Below are 20,117 nucleotides of genomic sequence, written 5' to 3'. Positions count from 1 at the left end.
CCTGTATATTTTTATGGCTACCTTTATAGGGTTAATTATGAACAGTAAGTGTCAACAGACCCTAATAGTATGAATAGACTGATAAAAATCAGTTCAAATAATGAGCTAACTTTCATTTCAATGAATCAGCTTTATAAATATGCATTAAAAAAGCCAGCTGCCACCAAAGCAACTGACTTTTAAGATTTGAACAAACAAAGTGTTTAAAACACCTGTTTAACCTGCGTAATGAATGCTGACCGACTTGATACGATTGCTTTCAATTTCAGTGACTTTGAACTGAACACCTTGATAATTTAACTCGGTACCCACTTCAACCGTACTGTTGGTTTTATCCAGAATCAAACCCGCCACACTGATATAACCAGCATCTTCATCAATCAGATCAATCATGCCAAGCTCAAGCTCAAGCTGATACAAGTCTAACATGCCCGATGCGATCCAGTGCGTATCATCCACTTTCACCAGATCCAGCTGTTCGTCTGCATCCGGGAATTCACCAGCAATTGCTTCAAATACATCCAGCGGTGAAATCAGACCCTGTACATTACCAAACTCGTCACTCACCAAGACCAAAGAACCTTTAGAAGTACGCAAGGTATTAATCGCGTCAATAACTTTCATCTTTTCAAAGATATAAATTGGGCGATGACGTTTAATCAGTGCTTTTAATTCTTCCGGCTCTTCCAGTACATCCAATAATTCTTTGGCACGTACTACGCTAATCACCTTATCTAGGCTACCGCGACATACCGGGAACAGACTGTGTGGAACAGACAGAATTTTTTCACGGATCTGTTCTGGGCTATCTTCCAGATCAACCCATGAAATCTGACCGCGCGGCGTCATGATCGAAGCGACTGAACGCTCTGCAAGGGTAAGCACCCCACCAATCATATAGCGTTCTTCATCTGCAAAGGTTTCTTGTGCCTGATTATTTTGACTGTCGGTCGTCTCTAGCTTGCCACCCATTAACTTCAGGATCGAGTCAGCCGTACGATGACGCAAAGGAATCTTGGATTCATGTTTAGCAGCATTACGCTGACCGAACTGGTTGAATGCTTCGATTATGATCGCAACACCAATACCTGAATAGATATAGCCTTTTGGAATATGGAAACCAAAACCTTCTGCAATCAGGCTGATACCAATCAAAAGTAGGAAGCTTAAACACAGAATCACCACGGTTGGATGGCGATTCACAAAGTTGGTCAATGGTTTCGATGCCAGTAGCATCACGCCCATTGCGACAATCATGGCAGCCATCATGACATAAATATTGTCGACCATACCAATGGCGGTAATCACTGAATCTAAAGAGAAAACAGCATCTAAAACAACAATCTGTGCAACAACAGCAGTGAAACTTGCATATACCACATTGGTAGACACTGTGACTTCAGGTTTACCTTCAATCTTTTCATGCAGCTCAGTAACGGCCTTATACACCAGGAACAAGCCACCAAATAACAAGATCAGGTCCCGACCGGAGAAGGTCCAGTCAAACACAGTAATCAATGGTTGTGTCAAAGTGACCAACCAGGCAATCGCAAATAACAGGCCTAGACGCATGAATAATGCGAGAGACAAACCAATAACACGTGCTTTATCGCGTTGTTCAGGAGGAAGTTTTTCAGCCAGAATGGCAATGAAGACTAGGTTATCAATACCTAAAACAATTTCAAGAATAATAAGAGTAATTAAACCTACCCAGATTCCGGGATCTAATAAAAATTCCATTAGAGAATGACCCCGTTCGAGTAAGCTAGAAATAGAGATGGAAGATCAACGCACGGCGAGGGATCCATTAAAATTTAACCTATGCAACTTAAGACTATTCCATTATGCATAAACTGAGTATTTTGTAATGTATTAATTTACAAAAAAATTACATGATCATGATTTTATTGAGACTTTTATGACCAACTGATTGATGCTGAAACTGATTAATTTTAATTTTTTCTACATCATGTATTCGAATTGAATTAAAAATAAACAGAATTTAGTTTGATTAGGCTATTATTTTTAAGGTCACTTAAAGATTAGAGCATAAACTATTTTTTTATTGAAAGAACAATCACTTAAAAATATAGCTGTAAATAATCATTTACTATATTGACTAAAACCACTCAATCACCCTATATTTCTTAAATCGATTAATTTATTGAAATACAATTACTTGCATTAAAACCTATTCAGACAGGCTGCTTAAGAACAATAAAAAGTCTTGGAAAACATTTCTACTCACGAAATACATAATGAGGAATTAAATTTATACAAAATATTATCGCCTTTCATCCGATTTTAAAGAACAATCTTCGCGCCAGATAAGGCTCACATGCAGAACTGATCAACTCCTTGGGATGTTAAGCAAAACTAAAAAGTGTTAGCGCTTTAACATTTTTAAAATAAAGGTTGAAATATGCATAAACTTTTTCATAAAATGAACGGACCCTAGAAAAATAAATACAAGGAACATTTCATGACTAAGAAATATGCAAAATTTTTGCCGTGTACGGAAGAATTTAATTTAGAAAACTTTCCATATTATTGGGTAACTCAGGTTCATGCTCAATACGTCGTTAATGTCGATCATGCACTAAAAAAGTATGGTGTTGACAATTCCCGCCGCCGCATCCTTCTTGCACTAAAAGCCAAACCGCATGCCAGTGTTTCTGATTTGTCAGAGATGGTTGTTTCTAAAATGTCGACCACGACTAAAATTGTCTACCGCTTAAAAGACGAAGGTCTGGTTGAAACCTATTCATGTGAGGATGACGCACGGATTACCCGAGTATTTTTGACTGACAAAGGCATGCAAATGACACATAAGATCAATGATCTGACCAATGTCGTACTGGAACAGTCATTTGAAGGCCTAACGCCTTTGCAAATTGAAAAAACCATGGAAAGTTTACGTCATATTTTCAAAAATTTAGCTCGTTAAGAGACCTACTTTTTATTTTAAATAGACGCTGGCGAATTGGCGCATACTTTACAATAATAAATAATTCGCCAGAGCTTTCTAAAAATCAAAAAAGTTCAGTTGTGGACTGACTTTTTTGATTTTTTCTTTTGGTACATGTGAGCATTCAAACTCTTCTACCGGAAAGCCCTCTACAAAGCTACGAATATCCGGATGCCTTAGCGTTAGCCATTCTTGCAGTCGCTGCTGTGGAATCACAATAACCGAGCGTTTGATATTACCCGGCTCATGAAACTCCTTCATCATGGGATGGTCAATTGCATCCATGGTAATCATACTGGCAGAGCGTACAATTTCCCCTTGTACCCGAGCAATCTCATACACAGCTGCAATAAAAGTCGCCTGACCATCTTTACGTCTTACACCCCAACGCTGCGGTTTATTATCAAAATATTTGGACTCATAAAATTCCGATACCGGAATGACGCCAAAATGACATTTGACAGTGGCTTCAGCAAAGGTTGGCTTTTGCAGTAAAGTTTCATTTCTGGCGTTATAGGTCTTGGTACCTATAGTTTTGTCTTCTGCCCATTTCGGAATGAGTCCAAAATTCACGGAACGCCATTCCAGTCCTTGAGCTGAATGAAATAAAAGCGGTGTAACATAATTGGGATAGACCTCCTCTGGATATTCAAAAGGAATTTCTGGCAATCCCAGGTTATGCAACTGCTCTAAGGTTAAAGGCTTAAAATTGGCGCACATGGTTCATATATGTAAATCATTCGACCATAACATTATACCGTGATGCCAAGTCGAAGCCTGTCGTATTTCTATAGTTTTAGGCGCGTTGACTGTTATGAATTCGGTACCGTCAACCAATGTGTCCGGGTAAACTCTTCAAAAATCCAGCGACCATTGAAACGACCCAATCCTGAATTTTTCTCGCCGCCAAAGGGTGCATTTGACTGGTCTGCCACACTAATGCCATTAATATGTGTCATACCGATATCCAGTTGTGCGGCAAACGCGCTGCCTCGCTCGATGTTTGAGGTACATACTGCACTGGATAAACCAAACTCGGTCGCATTGGCCAGGTTTAAAGCATGTGCTTCATTCCGGGCTTTTAAGATAGGTAAAATCGGACCGAAGCTTTCTTGCTGCGCCAGATCGGAATCTTCCGCGACATCAATAAAAATATGCGGATAGACCAGATTCCCTTCAATTCCTCCTTCATACACCAGTTGTGCGCCCTGCTCGCTGCCTGTTTGAATGATCTGTTGATGCTTTTCAACCTGACTCTGATTAATGATCGGACCGATCACGGTATCTTCCAGATTTGGATCACCCACCGGAATCATTTTGATCCGATCCAGGAGCTTATCTACATAAGCATCATGGATAGAGGCATCGACAATGACCCGGTTAGTACTCATGCAAATTTGTCCCTGATGCATAAAACGCCCCATCAGCGTTAGTTCAACCGCAAGATCAAGATCGGCATCATCCAGAATGACCAAAGGTGCATTGCCACCCAGTTCAAGTGCCAGACGTTTGATTCTCGAACTGGCTAGAGCCTTACTGCCAACACTTTTTCCCACTTCGGTGGAGCCGGTAAATGAAATCATTTTCGGCACTGAATGCTCAACAAAATAATCCCCGATTTCACTGCCAGCACCGGCAACAATATTCAGTGCACCTGCAGGCAAACCTGCCTCTTCAAATAATTTACCAATTAAGGTGCCGCCAGTCACTGGTGTATCACTGGCTGGCTTCAGCACAACGGTATTACCACAGGCAATTGCAGTTGCCACTGAACGTAAGGATAAATGAAATGGAAAGTTCCATGGACTAATGACAGCAATCACGCCTAAGGGCTTGCGCAAAACCATACTTTTACGTGCCGGATCCTTACTTTCCAGCTGTTCTGTTTGGATCCAGTCTGGAAAAGCCAGACTTTCCTGAATGATGCCCAGAGCAGCATCCACCTCAACGCCGGCTTTAATGCGCGTACTGCCTGATTCAATAATGAGCCAGTCAATGATTTCGTCCCGACGCTGCTGAATGATCGCGATTAAATTTTGCAGCACTGTTTTACGTACTTCAATGGATTTCAAGCCCCCCTGCTGGAAAGCCTGCTCTGCTGCGGTATAAGCACTGTCGACATCGACAGAACTGGCAGCTGCCATGCTAAAAATTTCGCTCTGGGTATAGGGGTTGATATTTTTTATTGTTCTGGTTGAAGTACCGGCTTGCCACTGACCATGAATAAACTGCTGGTCTAAATTTTGATATACCGTTGTCATTTTATTGTTTCCTCGCATGCTTTGCCCCACTTTAAAAGTTCGGCTGGAAAATTTCTAGTCAGAACGACAGCGGCTTACCATTAGACAATAAAAAAGCCTCCGAAGAGGCTTTTTTAAGCTAGACAGGATTAATCACCTGTATAACCTTTTAACTTTAAACGCGCTGCATGTAGAAGCGGCTCGGTATAACCTGATGGCTGCTCACCACCTTTAAAGATCAGGTCAGATGCTGCCTGGAATGCAATATTGTTGGCAAAGTCAGCAGACATTGGTGTATACAGTGGATCATTGGCATTTTGCTCATCCACAATTTTCGCCATACGTTGCATGACTTCTTCTACCTGTTCACGACTTACGATACCGTGACGCAACCAGTTCGCAACATGTTGTGAAGAAATACGTAAAGTCGCACGGTCTTCCATTAAACCGACATCATTGATGTCTGGAACTTTAGAACAACCTACACCCAAATCTACCCAGCGAACCACATAACCTAAAATACCTTGACAGTTATTTTCGAGTTCTTTGGTTTTTTCTTCTTCAGACCAGTTAGTGTCTTTCGCCAATGGTGGTGTCAACAAATCATCTAGAGATAAAGGCTGAGTCGACAATAATTCTTGCTGACGGTCTGCAACATTAATCTGGTGATAGTGAATCGCGTGAATCACCGCACCTGTAGGTGATGGAACCCATGCACAGCTCGCACCCGCTTCAGGATGTTCAGTTTTGGTTTTGTACATGTCAAGCAGCATGTCTGGCTTTGGCCACATGCCTTTACCGATTTGTGCTTTACCACGTAAACCTGCTTGCAGACCAATCATCACGTTACGGTTTTCATAAGCCGGGAACCAGATTTGGCCTTTTACTTCGCCTTTACGAACGAATGGACCAGCTTCCATAAAGGTATGGATTTCATCGCCGGTACGGTCCATGAAACCTGTATTGATGAAGATCGTACGATCTTTGGCTTGTGCAATACAGTTCTTCAAGTTCACAGAAGTACGGCGTTCTTCATCCATAATCCCGATTTTTAAAGTTTTTGCAGGTAAGCCAAGTGCCTGTTCTGCACGTTCAAACAATTCAACGGCAAATGCCACTTCTTCAGGACCATGCATTTTCGGCTTAACGATATACATTGAACCTTGACGCGAGTTCTTGATCGTGTTTTCACCTTTGATGTCTGCAAAAGACAACAATGGCGTAACCAATGCATCCATGATGCCTTCATAGATTTCTGCGCCATCTACCAGAATCGCAGGGTTTGTCATTAAATGACCAACATTACGCAGCAACATCAATGAACGGCCGTGAACTTTAGTTTCACCACCTTCTACATTTTTGAAAGTACGGTCTTCATTCAGTTTACGGGTAACAGTTTTACCGTTTTTCTCAATAGACTCTTCTAAAGTACCTTTCATCAGGCCTAACCAGTTACGGTAGCCTTCTACTTTCTCTTCAGCATCAACAGCTGCAATCGAGTCTTCCAAGTCCTGAATGGTCGTAACCGCAGCTTCAAGAACTACATCTTTTACACCAGCGGCATCAGTTTGGCCAATCGGGCTGCTGGCATCAATTTGCACAATAGCGTGCAGACCATTATTTTTAAATACGATTTCAGTCGGTGCTGAAGCTTCGCCATTGTAGCCAACGAATTTAGCTGCATCTGCCACAGTTGTTTTTGAACCGTCTTTTAGGGTAACAACCAGTGCATTAGCTTCAACTGCGTATTGAGTTGCATCTGCATGCGAACCTTGTGCCAATGGGAAAGTTTCGTCGAGGAAATTCTTTGCAAATGCGACAACTTTTTCACCACGTTTCGGGTTATAGCCTTTGCCTTTTTCCGCGCCATCTTCTTCAGAGATGACATCGAAGCCATAAAGTGCATCGTACAAAGAACCCCAACGTGCGTTTGCAGCGTTCAAGCAGTAACGTGCATTACGTACTGGTACCACCAACTGTGGACCTGCCAGTATTGCAATTTCTTCATCTACATTTTCAGTGCTGATTTGAAAATCTTCTACTTCTGGTAACAAGTAGCCAATTTCAGTCAAGAAAGCTTTGTAAGCTTGTAATTCAAATGTGTTATTGCGGTGCCATTCATCAATTTTCGCCTGAATGTCATCACGCTTAGCCAAAAGTGCTTTATTTTTAGGGCTAAGATCAACAACGACTTGTTCAAAGTTTTTCCAGTATGTTTCGCTGTCTAAACCAGAACCTGGTAGTGCTTCATTTTCGATGAAATCGTAAAGTTCTTTAGCAATCGCTAACTTGCCTTTTTGAATACGTGCAGTCATTGTCTTTCCTGATATTGCTACTTTTTATACAAGAGATTCTAGTATACCGATTAAAATCTAGCTGAATAGTATTATCACATTGCTAAATACTGAGCATTTTTTCTAATATGAATACCCTCATAAACATATTTGATCTTTCTCAGTTACAAATAGATATCATTCTGCTAAATACCCTAATGACAGTGTATAAAGTTTTCGAAATGTAGAAATTAGACTTAAGTTCAGATTTTCGAGTAAAAATTATGCATTCTAGTTATACACGATCACATTTAGACCAAGATTAAGCCATGTTTAATCAGGCTTGTCGATAATTTAAGTCCCTATTTTTATAAAAAAAGCGCTGGTAAATGACCAGCGCTTTTATTCTTAGTCTCCGTTCACGGAGGCGATTTTCTCAATCTGGCGATGTTCAGAATTCAGGTATTCATCCGACTGCATTTCCAGCAAACGGGAACGGGTCCGTTCAATTTCAAAGGCCAGTTTTTCACCCTGGTAAATATCCACGATATTATCTTCTGAGGTTAAGAGTAACTTGACGCCACGGTCATAAAATTCATCGACCAGATAAATAAAACGGCGCGTTCCATCATTCAGGAAATCGGTCAGGTGTGGCACATTACTCACCAAAACCGTATTATAAATATTGGCGATTTCAATAAAATCAGCCGGACTGCGTGGCTTTAAACACAGTTCAGAAAATTCACACCACAATACATCTTCAGTATGTGACACGGTTTCAACAATACGGTTGTTGATAATAATCGGCTCTTCAGAACAGGTCTGAGTCTGGGTCAAAGCGCTAAAACGTTGAGCAATCCAGTTTTTATGATCATGCGTTAACGGGAATTTAAACAATTGTGCCTGTTTTAGAACCCGTAGACGGTAATCGACTCCGGCATCAACATTTAAGACCACACAGTTTTTCTTGACCAGTTCGATGGTAGGCATAAAACGGTCACGGTGAATGCCGTTCTTATATAAACCGTCCGGTGCGATATTCGAAGTAGCGACCAAGGTGATACCACGTTCAAACAGCTTCTGGAACAGATCGCTCAGGATCATTGCATCCGTCACGTTAGACACAAAAAATTCATCAAAACAGATGATGACCGCTTCTTTATAAATTCGATCCGCCACGATATCTAGCGGATTACGCTGTCCGGATAATTTGTTTAACTCACGATGCACATGCTGCATAAAATGGTGAAAATGCATCCGGCTTTTACGGCGAAACGGAATCGAATCGTAAAACTGATCCATTAACCAAGTTTTTCCACGCCCCACACCACCCCACATGTACACCCCTTTCGGAGATGTCTGACGGCGAAAGCGGCGAAATGCTTTTTTCGATGCCTTAAAACGCTGAATCAATTCCAGCCAGACACGATTCAGTTCATGTACTGCCATTGCCTGTGCTTCATCAGGCATAAACTGTCCCGAAGAGATCGCTTGTGCATAACGTTCTGCAGGAGAAATCGGACTAAAAGCGGTGCTGTGCTGTGAATTAAAATCGGACATAGAATTTCGTACTATTTGGGATCAATTTAATTATAGCGGAGTTTAATCAACACGCTATAACACTTTGGCATAAACTAACTTAGGCTATTTTATATATTGCCGAGGACTTTGCCCAAACCAGCGTTTAAAGGCATGGTTAAAAGCGGCCGGCTCGGAATAGCCTAATAATTCTGCAATCATTTCAATCGAATACTGTTTATATTCAATCAGTCGCAAAGCCTTATCTTTAATAATTTCTTCGCGAATCTGCTTATAACTGGTATCACACTGCTGTAACTGATGCCGCAAGGTTCGTTCCGGAATATTCAACGCCTGTGCCGTTTCAGCCATGCTCGGCATCAGGCCGCTTTGGATTTCCAGATAATCCTGCACACGCTGCACCACAGTCGGCGTCTGCTCATCCTGTTGCAAACGCTCCAGTTCAGCCAGACATTTGGCTTCATAGACAGCAAAAGTGACCGCATCTGCAGAAGGAATTTTAATATCCAACACTGCTTCATCAAACCAGAATGCTGCCCGAGATGCATCAAACTGTACCTGTGTTCCATAATAATCATGATAGACCTTTAAGGTATTCAGATCTTCTGGATAGGCAAATGGCAACTCGATCCGCAAATCAGGTTTGGATAAGCCCATCAATTTGTAGATTTCCCGGATAAACTTAAACGTTCCGGAAATCTCTGCCTGTGCCAGCAACATTCTCAAATGATCATCCTGCTGCTTGGCTCGATAACATAGCGCGCTATGATGCTCGCTTTGCTGCAAGGCCAACTGACCGGTCAAATGCGTCAACTGCTGAAAACGGATCACCTGATTCAATGCATCACGTACCGTAGGACTGGTCACCAGCAACATGAGTAAGGGACCATAACCTGCCAAAGCATAATGCTGGCCAATCAATAATCCCTGTTCAGGTTGGATTTCCTGTCCCACCACCTTAAGCACATCATGTTCCAGACTCGGATGGATCACCGAGCTTGGATCAAAGGCATCTACACGCAGCCCAATGTTTTGCAGTTTCTGATCGACCTCCATGCCAGCCTTGCGCATTCCTTGAATCAAATACATCAGACTGAGAACAGAACGTTTCATAACCATACAAATACAATGTGATTATTCTAGTTGTACTATAAAAATAATGTGTCGGCTATTGCCGTTTAGATCAATTTTCTGTCTAATCACCAGGGAGCAAATTACGATAAATATCCAACATTAAAATAAGTAAGGAATGTAGTGATGCTAGATCATGCCACCGCTACACGCTCCCCCCCTCATACCAAAGTTGCCATTATTGGAGCTGGTTGCGGAGGGATTGCCATGGCAATACGTTTACAACAGCATGGTATTTATGATTTTATTATTCTTGAAAAAGGTAGCGATTTTGGCGGAACCTGGCGGGACAATCAGTACCCTGGAGCAGCCTGTGATGTGCAATCACATTTATATTCCTTGTCATTTGCACCGAAAAGCAATTGGTCCAAACGTTATGCGGAAGCACCCGAGATATTTTCTTATATTCAGGATCTGGTGACCGATTATAACCTGCGTGCTTTTTGCCGTTTAAATACCGAAGTACTGGCAGCACATTACCAGGCAGAACGCTGTCTATGGCAATTACAGCTACAGGATCAAAGTATCCTTGAAGCCCAGTTTGTTATATTCGCTTCCGGACCTTTACATATTCCGCAAATCCCAGATATTCTCGGTATTGAGAAATTCCAAGGCAAAGTCTTTCATTCTGCGCAATTGGATCACACTTATGACCCGACTGGCAAAAATGTCGCATCGATTGGAACAGGTGGCAGCGCCATTCAATATATTCCGGAAATTGCCCCGAAATGCAAACAACTGTATGTCATGCAACGTACTGCGGCTTGGGTCATTCCTCGGGATGAACGTGCCTACCCGAATCTTGAAAAGAAACTCTTTAAAAAATATGACTGGTTTAGAAAGCTACACCGTGCCCGCCTGTATTGGTCAAATGAATCGCGTGTGGTACCGATTGTCAAACCGGGCATTATGAAATTCACCCAAAAACTGGCAGAACTATTCATTAAATATGAGGTCAAAAACCCTGAATTGGCCAAGAAACTAACTCCCGATTACATCATGGGCTGCAAACGTATTCTGGTTTCAAATAAATACTTCCCGACGTTTAACCGCCATAATGTGGAACTGGTGACCGAGAAGATTCAGGAACTGACTGAACACAGTATCATTACACAAGATGGAAAAGAGCGGCCGATTGACTGTCTGATTTATGGCACCGGATTCATTACCGATCCACGTATCTATATGAAGAATTTTCAATGTACCGGGCTTGATGGCGTAGAACTGAATGAAATGTGGAAACAAGGTGCTGAAAGCTATTATGGAATTTGCGTGAAAGACTTTCCAAACCTGTTTCAGTTACTGGGGCCAAATACCCTATTGGCACACAATTCTGTCATTTTTATGATTGAGGCACAAGTTGAATATATTTTGTAATTGATGCAACTGGTCGATCAATCCCAAAGCGATGCCATTATGGTTAAAGACCAGGCACAAGATACATTTAATCAGCAGGTGCAACATATGTTTGAAAAGACCGTGTGGCAATCTGGCTGTGTCAACTGGTATCAGCAGGAAGGTGGCAAGAACTTTGCCTTATGGCCAACTTATACCTGGAAATACTGGCTCAAAACCAAAAAGCCAAATGCCAAATGCCAAATGCCAAATGCCACAGATTATCGATTATTGAATAAAGTCGCCTAAAAGCTTTTACCATCTGACATCAAGCGGTGGCATAATTTATAGGTAATTTTTTCAATCCATTAAATTTATGCAATCGCTTTGGCTTATCTTTCAGCTTCTATTCTGTCTAGCACTCGGTTTTGCCATGGCAAAACAAATTCCGCTTTCGATTATTAAAATCTGTTTCAAGCTATTGCCCTATTTTAGCTATGTTTTATTGATTGCAATTGCCTTTGAATTTTCACAATTGGTAGATGAATTGCAGCATCCTCTCCAGATTTTGAGTACGTCGATCAGCATTGCCTTTCTGACCTCGCTCGGTGCTTTTGCATTTTGCTATCTACTATTTAAATGGGCAGGTTATCTTCCGAGTTCCGGTCGGGTATCCGTCGACCTGGTGCTTAAATCCCTACTGAACATGAGCTATGCCTTTTTGGCTCTCGCAGGCGGATATTGTTTACATACGGGCTTGAATCTATTTGATCTATCCGTGCAAATCAGCACCTGGCATTTGTTGCTGGTATTTATGTTCATGATTGGCCTGGATCTGGCTTATTCACCTTTAGATCGTTCCTGGTTAAATTTTAAAATTCTCTTAGTTCCGATTGGTTGTATTTTTGGTTCATTATTTGCAGTCATGCTTTATTCATTCTGGAATACAGACATCAGTCTAAAAGATTTGATCATGCTGTCACAAGGCTATGGATTTTACTCAATGTCAGGTGTTGTCGTAACAGAACTCAGAAATGCAGAACTCGGCAGTATCGCGCTAATGAATGACCTGTTTAGAGAAATTTTTGCCATCTTACTCATGTATTGTATGGGCTGGAGATACCCAAGATCCGCCATTTCCGCAGCGGGTGCAACTGCGATGGATGTGACTCTACCGATGGTTAAACAGGCCTGTGGGCATGATTTTATTCCACATGCCATGGTCAGTGGTTTTATTTTGTCACTGTTAGCACCAGTCATGGTGAGTGTACTGGCAGCGATTTAATTACTTTATCACTTTCTCAATCTCACTAAATTCCTCTTTTATAAAGAGGAACTCTCCTCCCTGATTTAGTTTAAAAGCAGAATTTTAAAACGAAGCACAAGCAAGTAGGCCGAGGGGGCTGACTAAAAACTTAAATCAATATCACTTAAGGCATCGCCTACTGTTTCAATAACATCCGAAGCAAGACTGATGGCATTAGATGCCAAACTGACCACATCGATCCCCGCTGTCCGATCTGCTGAGCTTGCCTGCTGTTGTTGCTATTCTTGTTGCTTAAGCTGTTCCGCCTGTTGAATATTTTGAATCACGTCATTCTGTACTTTTTCTAATTGTGGTTCAGATGAAGTCATCATTTTTCCTTTTTATTTTATAACCATTTTTTCAATATATAAAAAAAGCCTTTCGACTGAAAGGCTTTTTGTCATTCAAACCGTATTAAAGCGTTGCCAAAATATCTTTCAAAGTCTGACGCATATTTTTAGACTGGGTAATCGGGCGACCAATTACCAGATGTGTTGAGCCATCTAGCATTGCCTGTTTCGGTGTCACAATACGTTTCTGGTCATCTGCATTCGACCCTTCTGGACGAATGCCGGGTGTCACTAATGCAAAGTCTTTTCCAATCGTTTCACGTAACATTTTCGCTTCTTGAGCTGAGCAAACCACCCCATCTAGACCACTGTCTTTTGTCAGTTGTGCCAGACGTTTTACATGCTCATTTGGCTCAATATCCAGACCAATATCTTTCAAGTCTTCACGGCCCATTGACGTCAATACAGTCACTGCAATCAACTGAGTTTTATAATTACCCGCTTGCAAACGCTCTACACAGGTTTCCATCATCTTGCGGCCACCTGAGGCATGCACATTGACCATCCACACACCCAAATCTGCTGCCGCGCATACTGCCTGTGCTGTTGTATTTGGAATATCATGAAATTTCAGATCCAGAAATACATCAAAGCCTTTATCTTGAAGTGCTTTGACAATAATTGGACCTTCATGGGTAAATAACTCTTTACCAACTTTAAGTCGACACAAGGCAGGATCTAACTGTTCTGCAATGGCTAAGGCATCAAATTGGCTTTTGGCATCTAGTGCGACGATGATACTCAAGAGATTACCCCTTCATATAGGCAAAAAATAAGCCCATTATAATGGGCTTTGATTTTCATTGGTAATATCTAATACAGTTTTTTCATGCCGGGTATGGGCTGCTGCTTCAGCGGCCATTAACTTGGCTGTATTCAACTGTTCCTTACGTAGATGTTCAATGTCTTTACGCAGTCGTTTAATTTCCCAATTCGTCTGAAAAACCCGGAAGATCTGAACGCCCAATAACAGGCCCAAAACGACACCTAAAGATAATGTGAGGAGAAGTAATAATCCCAGGCGCATTGCGGGAACTTGAGTAAATAACAAGTCCACTGACAATTCAGTACCGTTTTGCAAAACTAAAGCTAATGAATAACCAAACAGTACCAATAAAAGAATGACCAGAACGTAACGCATGAACACCCCGCAAAATATTTACAATTATTTTTGTGCAGACTCGTTCACAGCGTCACGAAGTGCCTTGCCTGGTTTAAAGTGCGGAACTGCTTTTGCAGCCACTTCTACTGATTTACCAGTTTTAGGGTTACGACCTACGCGCGGTTCACGGTGATGCAATGCAAAACTACCAAATCCACGAATCTCGATACGGTTGTCAGTTGATAATGCTTCTATCATTTGATCGATCATAATTTTAACGGCTTCTTCCACTAAAGGCTCAGCCAAATGCGGATTTTTTAATGCAATACGCTCTATTAAGTCAGACTTATTAAGTGCTTCAGTAGTCATCTGCGACCTCTTTAATTATCAAGCTACTTGGGATCTATTTCCCGATAATAACCTGTTTAAATACAAAACGGTAGCGCAATAATTAAATACTACGCTACCGTTTACAGTATTTGTATAAAAAGTATTAGTTAAATTACATTAACAATACAATTCAAACGCTTACTTAGTTGCCCATTTGAGCTTTGATCAGGTCACCAATCGTCTTAGGACCATTGTCTTGACCAGCAGGAGCTGTTTTCAAGTTAGCAACTGCTTCTTTCTCTTCAGCTTCGTCTTTCGCTTTGATAGACAAGTTGATTGCGCGAGATTTACGATCTACGTTGATGATCTTCGCTTCAACTTCTTGACCAACTTCAAGGAACTTAGTTGCATCTTCAACGCGATCGCGGTTGATTTCAGATGCTTTCAAAGTCGCTTCAACTTCGTCAGCTAACTTAACAGTAGCGCCTTTAGCGTCAACTGCAGTTACAGTACCTTTAACCAAAGCACCGCGTTCGTTAGCAGCAAGGAAGTCATTGAACGGATCGTTGTTCATTTGCTTGATGCCAAGGCTGATACGGTTGCCTTCAGCGTCTACAGAAAGGATAACCGCTTCAACAGTGTCGCCTTTCTTGTAACGACGAATCGCTTCTTCGCCTTGTTCGTTCCAAGAAATATCAGACAAGTGAACTAGACCGTCGATACCGCCTGGTAAACCGATGAAGATACCGAAGTCAGTGATAGATTTGATCGTACCAGAAACTTTTTCGCCTTTATCGTGGTCTTTAGCAAACTCTTCCCATGGGTTAGCACGAGTTTGTTTGATACCAAGAGAAATACGACGACGTTCTTCATCAACTTCAAGAACCATAACATCAACTTCATCACCAATCTGAACAACTTTAGATGGGTGGATGTTTTTGTTCGTGTGATCCATTTCTGAAACGTGTACTAAACCTTCAACGCCTTCAGCGATTTCAGCGAAACAACCGTAGTCAGTCAGGTTAGTTACGCGGGCTTTAACGATTGAACCTTTAGGGTAACGGTTCATGATCGCTAACCATGGATCTTCGCCAAGCTGTTTAAGACCTAGAGAAACACGGTTACGTTCGCGGTCGAATTTAAGTACTTTAACAGTAACTTCTTGACCCACTTCAACAACTTCTGAAGGGTGCTTGATACGTTTCCAAGCCATGTCAGTGATGTGAAGAAGACCATCAATACCGCCAAGGTCAACGAATGCGCCGTAGTCAGTAAGATTTTTGATCGTACCAGTAACTGTTTGACCTTCTTCAAGCTGAGCAAGAAGAGCTTCACGGTCAGCTGAAGATTCAGCTTCCATAACAGCACGACGTGAAACAACAACGTTGTTACGTTTAGCGTCAAGTTTGATTACTTTGAATTCTAACTCTTTGCCTTCTAGGTGAGTAGTATCACGAATAGGACGAGTATCAACTAAAGAACCTGGAAGGAACGCACGTACTGGACCGATGTCAACAGTGAAACCACCTTTAACTTTACCAGAGATAACACCAGTAACGATTTCGCCGTCTTCAAAGATTTTTTCAAGTTTAGTCCAAGTTTCTGCGCGTTTAGCTTTTTCGCGAGAAAGAACTGTTTGACCCATACCGTTGTCAAGTGCTTCAACAACTACGTCTACAGTGTCGCCAACTTGAACTTCAAGTTCGCGCTGTTCATTTAAGAACTCAGCACGGTCAACAACGCCTTCAGATTTAAGGCCAGTGTCAACAGTTACCCAATCAGAGTCAATGCTTACTACAACGCCCTGGATAACTGCACCCTTTTCAACGTTGAGGTTTAATTCGCTTGCTTCAAAGAGGGCTGCAAAAGATTCGGTCATGATATTTCCGATAAAGTCAGCGGTCTTGGATCAGACAAGGCCGGTTTAATTAAGCATCTACATAGTCCATATAAAACTGATCAAGCTATGCGTTTGCTGATAAAATTGGGTTAATTTGCTAACTGCTGATCCACATAAGTGGTCATCAGCTGGAATACTTCATCGATATTCAAATCTGAACTATCAATAATGTAAGCATCATCCGCAGGCTTGAGTGGAGCGACAGCGCGTTCCGTATCTCGTTTATCGCGAGCGATGATATTAGCTAAAATGTCGCTTATTTTAACATCCAGTCCCATGCCCTGCAACTGCTTTACACGTCTTTGCGCGCGTGATTCAGCCGAGGCCGTCAAATATATTTTTGCCTGAGCATTCGGGAAGATACTTGTCGCCATATCACGTCCGTCTGCTACCAGACCAGGCGCCTGTGCAAAGGCATGCTGACGTGAAACCATCGCTGTTCTAAGCTCAGGAATTGCTGCAACTTTTGAAGCAAACTCTCCTACCCGTTCAGTTCGAATAGTTTGGGACACATCTTCACCATCCAGCCACACCTGCACCCCGGTGTCGGTACTGACAAACTGGATATCTAAATTTGTTGCGATTTGTACGCATTCTGGCAATTTCGTGTCTACCGAATCCAGCAAATCATGGTGATGCAATGACAAACCCAAAAGGCGGTATAAAGCACCAGAATCCAATAAGTGAAACTGATAATGTGCAGCCAGTTTCGCTGCTAACGTGCCCTTGCCAGACCCACTTGGACCATCAATGGTAATAATTTGAACTGTCATTGCTTTCCCGTTGTTGTTTAAACAGATTTTGCGAGTTTTGTCAGGCCTAGTTTAATCGCTGCCTGTAACTGTGCAAGGATTAATTTACTCACAAAAGGCGCACGTGCCTGCAATTCAATCGTATAAGTTACTAACGTTTTGTCATCAGCCAGTGCTTCAAATTCAATAATGCCTAAATGATGCTTGATCAATGGATTTTTAATAATCTGATATTCGATGCGATTATTTGGCTCGAACAAGGTAATTTGTTCTTTCAGCGGCTTCACTGGCCCCATACCCATTGCACGTACTGAACCGAGTCCATCAGGATATTCAGCATCCGCAGAATCCTTGATTCGTTCGACCTGCATCGGTGCGAAGGCAATATTATAGGTGGCATGCTTGGACATCAAATTGAAGACATCATCAAGGGCTGCTGGGAATTCTTTTTTTACTTGGATGCTGTTCATTATTGTTCCTGAAGATTGCAGATATTTGAAAGTGGGAAAATTTTAGCGGATAAAGTAAATTTACTTCTGCGTATTTAATAACTTTTCTTGTAACTTGAATTGTCGTTTCTGCTCGCGACGCAACTTAAAAAATGCACTGAGCTGTTCAGAGCATTGCTGCTGCATGCAGCCTGCCTGGAAAGAAAATACGTGATTATAATAACCGGTTTCAAACAGTTGACGCGCACTCACCAGTGAACCTGCTTTCGCTTCAAATGCGCCAAATACTACCCGTGAAACCCGTGAATGCACCAGCGCACCAACACACATGGTGCACGGCTCTAAAGTCACATAAAGCACTGCATCATCAGGTAAACGATAATTCTGGATATTTTGACAGGCATCACGCAGCGCCACAATCTCGGCATGCGCGGTCGGATCATTTAAAGAAATCGGCGCATTAAAGCCCTGACCAATGATCTGATTCTGACTAACAATAATCGCACCCACCGGAATTTCGCCCTGTGCGGCAGCAAGTGCAGCCTGCGCATAGGCAAGCTGCATCCAGTATTCATCGCTCAATTGTGTTTCGGACATGTAAAACTTAAATCACACCATACTGTTTTAGCAAGGCATTCCAGCTTTCAATATTGGTCACCGGAGGGTTTGCAGACAAAATACCTTTTAAGCTCATATCTGCACCCTTTTTCCATGCAGGAGAAAGGTCTTTATCCACCAGACGTGCGCGCACACCTTCGACAAAGTCATGATGACGGATTTTCCAGTCTGAGATCTGAACTTCCAGTTCGAAAACTTCATTCCAGGAATGTATCTGCTTACCCCATTGCCACAATAGCCAGGTCAAGGCTGCAGTAGTTGGCGAACCTTTTTTCAGGTTTTCACTGGCCTGACGCAACCAGTCACTGCGTGCGTCACTCAGGCCAATAATCGACTCATAATCATGCTCAAAGTTGACACCACGGCAAACACTATGAATCACATCCAGAGAGTTTTGCAACGGTCCCGGGCCGACCGGACGGTGCATACTATTCAGGGTGTCATCAATGGCACGGAAGTCACCTGCAGGATAATGCTCCCAGTCAATATTAATGACTTTATCCAAAACTGAATCACGCTGTGCATCACAAATATGCGTTGCCCAGCCAATCCCGTAAGCGCCCGCAGCAGTCATGATTGAACCGGTCAAGCCGGTAAATAGACCAATCGCACCACGATCTGCCAAGAAGCGGGTTGCACCCACGTCTGGATACAAACCGATATTGATTTCAGGCATTGCCAAACGTGAATATGGCGTCACTAAACGGAAAGGCGCCGCCATAAACAAGCCCAAGCCACCACCCATCACATAACCTTCACCCCAGACTAAAACGGGTTTGGCATAATTATGCAGTAACAGATCGAGTGCATATTCTTGTTCAAAGAATTTATTGGCAGCCGCGACTTCATCATTAATCACTAACTGACGCAGCTTACGCACATCCCCACCCGCACAGAACGCTTTCGGTGTGGTTGAATCCAGCCAGATGGCTTTGACGCTATCATCATGATGAAAGTCCTGAAATACTTCCAGAAGTGCGGAAGCAATCGATTCATCGAGAGCATGCAAAGATTTCGGGCGATTTAAACGAACGATACGCCAACCATTGTGCGCTTCTTCAACAATCAAATCCGGATGATAATGTTTAGTAAGGGGAGAATATTTCATGCGTCCAGCTGCCAATCTATAGGCTCAATGCCATGTTGTTTGAGGTAGTTATTCGATTTTGAAAATACTTTACAACCAAAAAAACCACCACGGTTTGCTGCCAAAGGCGATGGATGTGCTGCCTTTAACACGAGATGCTTATCTTGATTAATGCGCTGTCCTTTACGCTGTGCGTATGCGCCCCAAAGAATAAAGACAATATGTTCACGCTGTTCATTTAATACATCAATGACGTGATCGGTAAATTCTTCCCAACCGCGCTTTTGATGCGAAGTCGGCTGACCTGCTTCGACGGTCAGTACTGCATTTAACAGAAGCACACCCTGCTCTGCCCAATGCGTCAAGTCACCATGCTTCGGTCTTTCAACCCCAACATCTGCATGTAACTCATGAAAAATATTACGCAAAGATGGTGGTAATGCAACCCCCTTTTGCACGGAAAAGCTTAATCCATGCGCCTGATTTGGGCCATGATAAGGGTCTTGCCCTAAAATCACCACTTTTACCCGATCTAGCGGCGTGGTATTCAAAGCATTAAAAATCAGATGATTGGGAGGATAAATGATTTTATCTGCTTTTTTTTCTTCAACGAGAAACGCTTTTAATTCATCCATTTTCGGACTGAGCAAAAATTCACTCAATCCATATTTCCAGCTTTCATCCAACTGAACTTTATTCAGCTTGGCCAGTTGCTGTTCATTTAAAGACATTCTTCA

17 protein-coding genes and 1 pseudogene are annotated in these 20,117 nt (G+C 42.2%); 3 read left to right on the top strand and 15 right to left on the bottom strand.

The annotated features are described in order from the left end of the window. Positions 1-216 precede the first annotated feature (216 nt). Positions 217-1,740, bottom strand: coding sequence for a TerC family protein (locus Q9R24_RS06835; protein ID WP_278357684.1), 1,524 nt, complete (start codon positions 1,738-1,740; stop codon positions 217-219). A 742-nt stretch (positions 1,741-2,482) separates the two neighbouring features. Here Q9R24_RS06835 and Q9R24_RS06830 point away from each other — a divergent pair. Then, on the top strand, positions 2,483-2,947 hold the full coding sequence (locus Q9R24_RS06830) for a MarR family winged helix-turn-helix transcriptional regulator (protein ID WP_004278843.1): 465 nt from the start codon (positions 2,483-2,485) through the stop codon (positions 2,945-2,947). Between the two features lie 78 nt (positions 2,948-3,025). Here the strand turns inward: Q9R24_RS06830 and Q9R24_RS06825 are convergent, their stop codons facing one another. From Q9R24_RS06825 to Q9R24_RS06805, 5 genes are all read right to left on the bottom strand, one after another. Then, the gene (locus Q9R24_RS06825) at positions 3,026-3,688 is read right to left on the bottom strand and encodes an SOS response-associated peptidase family protein (RefSeq protein ID WP_311203875.1); all 663 of its coding nucleotides are present in this window, start codon (positions 3,686-3,688) and stop codon (positions 3,026-3,028) included. 92 nt (positions 3,689-3,780) lie between these two features. After that, a complete protein-coding gene (locus Q9R24_RS06820; protein ID WP_311203876.1) occupies positions 3,781-5,229 on the bottom strand; it encodes an aldehyde dehydrogenase family protein in 1,449 nt (482 codons plus the stop codon). A gap of 128 nt (positions 5,230-5,357) precedes the next feature. After that, the gene (locus Q9R24_RS06815; protein WP_004278846.1) at positions 5,358-7,523 is read right to left on the bottom strand and encodes a malate synthase G; all 2,166 of its coding nucleotides are present in this window, start codon (positions 7,521-7,523) and stop codon (positions 5,358-5,360) included. Between the two features lie 366 nt (positions 7,524-7,889). Further along, complete coding sequence (gene zapE, locus Q9R24_RS06810; RefSeq protein WP_311203877.1) at positions 7,890-9,041, bottom strand: cell division protein ZapE; 1,152 nt, start codon at positions 9,039-9,041, stop codon at positions 7,890-7,892. Between the two features lie 84 nt (positions 9,042-9,125). Continuing rightward, positions 9,126-10,133, bottom strand: coding sequence for an AraC family transcriptional regulator (locus tag Q9R24_RS06805; RefSeq protein ID WP_004645451.1), 1,008 nt, complete (start codon positions 10,131-10,133; stop codon positions 9,126-9,128). Positions 10,134-10,277: 144 nt separating this feature from the next. On the opposite strand from Q9R24_RS06805, the pseudogene Q9R24_RS06800 reads away from it, so the two are divergent. Both Q9R24_RS06800 and Q9R24_RS06795 read left to right on the top strand, forming a co-directional pair. Next, positions 10,278-11,795, top strand: a pseudogene (locus Q9R24_RS06800) (flavin-containing monooxygenase). Between the two features lie 67 nt (positions 11,796-11,862). Beyond that, complete coding sequence (locus Q9R24_RS06795) at positions 11,863-12,771, top strand: lysine exporter LysO family protein (RefSeq protein WP_311203878.1); 909 nt, start codon at positions 11,863-11,865, stop codon at positions 12,769-12,771. 435 nt (positions 12,772-13,206) lie between these two features. Here the strand turns inward: Q9R24_RS06795 and pyrF are convergent, their stop codons facing one another. From pyrF to ung, 9 genes are all read right to left on the bottom strand, one after another. Further along, positions 13,207-13,887, bottom strand: a complete 681-nt coding sequence (gene pyrF / locus Q9R24_RS06790) for an orotidine-5'-phosphate decarboxylase (protein ID WP_004645455.1) — start codon at positions 13,885-13,887, stop codon at positions 13,207-13,209. 36 nt (positions 13,888-13,923) lie between these two features. Beyond that, a complete protein-coding gene (locus tag Q9R24_RS06785; RefSeq protein WP_004278852.1) occupies positions 13,924-14,283 on the bottom strand; it encodes a lipopolysaccharide assembly protein LapA domain-containing protein in 360 nt (119 codons plus the stop codon). 24 nt (positions 14,284-14,307) lie between these two features. Then, positions 14,308-14,613, bottom strand: coding sequence for an integration host factor subunit beta (locus Q9R24_RS06780; protein ID WP_004278853.1), 306 nt, complete (start codon positions 14,611-14,613; stop codon positions 14,308-14,310). Between the two features lie 163 nt (positions 14,614-14,776). Further along, positions 14,777-16,453, bottom strand: a complete 1,677-nt coding sequence (gene rpsA / locus Q9R24_RS06775; protein WP_004278854.1) for a 30S ribosomal protein S1 — start codon at positions 16,451-16,453, stop codon at positions 14,777-14,779. 110 nt (positions 16,454-16,563) lie between these two features. Then, complete coding sequence (gene cmk, locus Q9R24_RS06770) at positions 16,564-17,247, bottom strand: (d)CMP kinase (protein WP_311203879.1); 684 nt, start codon at positions 17,245-17,247, stop codon at positions 16,564-16,566. Positions 17,248-17,264: 17 nt separating this feature from the next. Further along, on the bottom strand, positions 17,265-17,696 hold the full coding sequence (locus Q9R24_RS06765; RefSeq protein WP_005247314.1) for an SRPBCC family protein: 432 nt from the start codon (positions 17,694-17,696) through the stop codon (positions 17,265-17,267). Between the two features lie 60 nt (positions 17,697-17,756). Next, on the bottom strand, positions 17,757-18,272 hold the full coding sequence (gene tadA, locus Q9R24_RS06760; RefSeq protein WP_114541085.1) for a tRNA adenosine(34) deaminase TadA: 516 nt from the start codon (positions 18,270-18,272) through the stop codon (positions 17,757-17,759). A gap of 7 nt (positions 18,273-18,279) precedes the next feature. Next, the gene (locus tag Q9R24_RS06755) at positions 18,280-19,401 is read right to left on the bottom strand and encodes an enoyl-CoA hydratase/isomerase family protein (RefSeq protein WP_213687406.1); all 1,122 of its coding nucleotides are present in this window, start codon (positions 19,399-19,401) and stop codon (positions 18,280-18,282) included. Further along, positions 19,398-20,111, bottom strand: coding sequence for a uracil-DNA glycosylase (gene ung / locus Q9R24_RS06750; RefSeq protein ID WP_005247316.1), 714 nt, complete (start codon positions 20,109-20,111; stop codon positions 19,398-19,400). The genes Q9R24_RS06755 and ung overlap by 4 nt, the downstream gene beginning before the upstream one ends. Between the last annotated feature and the right edge of the window lie 6 nt (positions 20,112-20,117).

Source organism: Acinetobacter sp. RRD8 (assembly GCF_031844225.1).
Classification (GTDB): Bacteria; Pseudomonadota; Gammaproteobacteria; order Pseudomonadales; family Moraxellaceae; genus Acinetobacter.
This window is presented reverse-complemented; position numbering and strand designations above follow the sequence as displayed.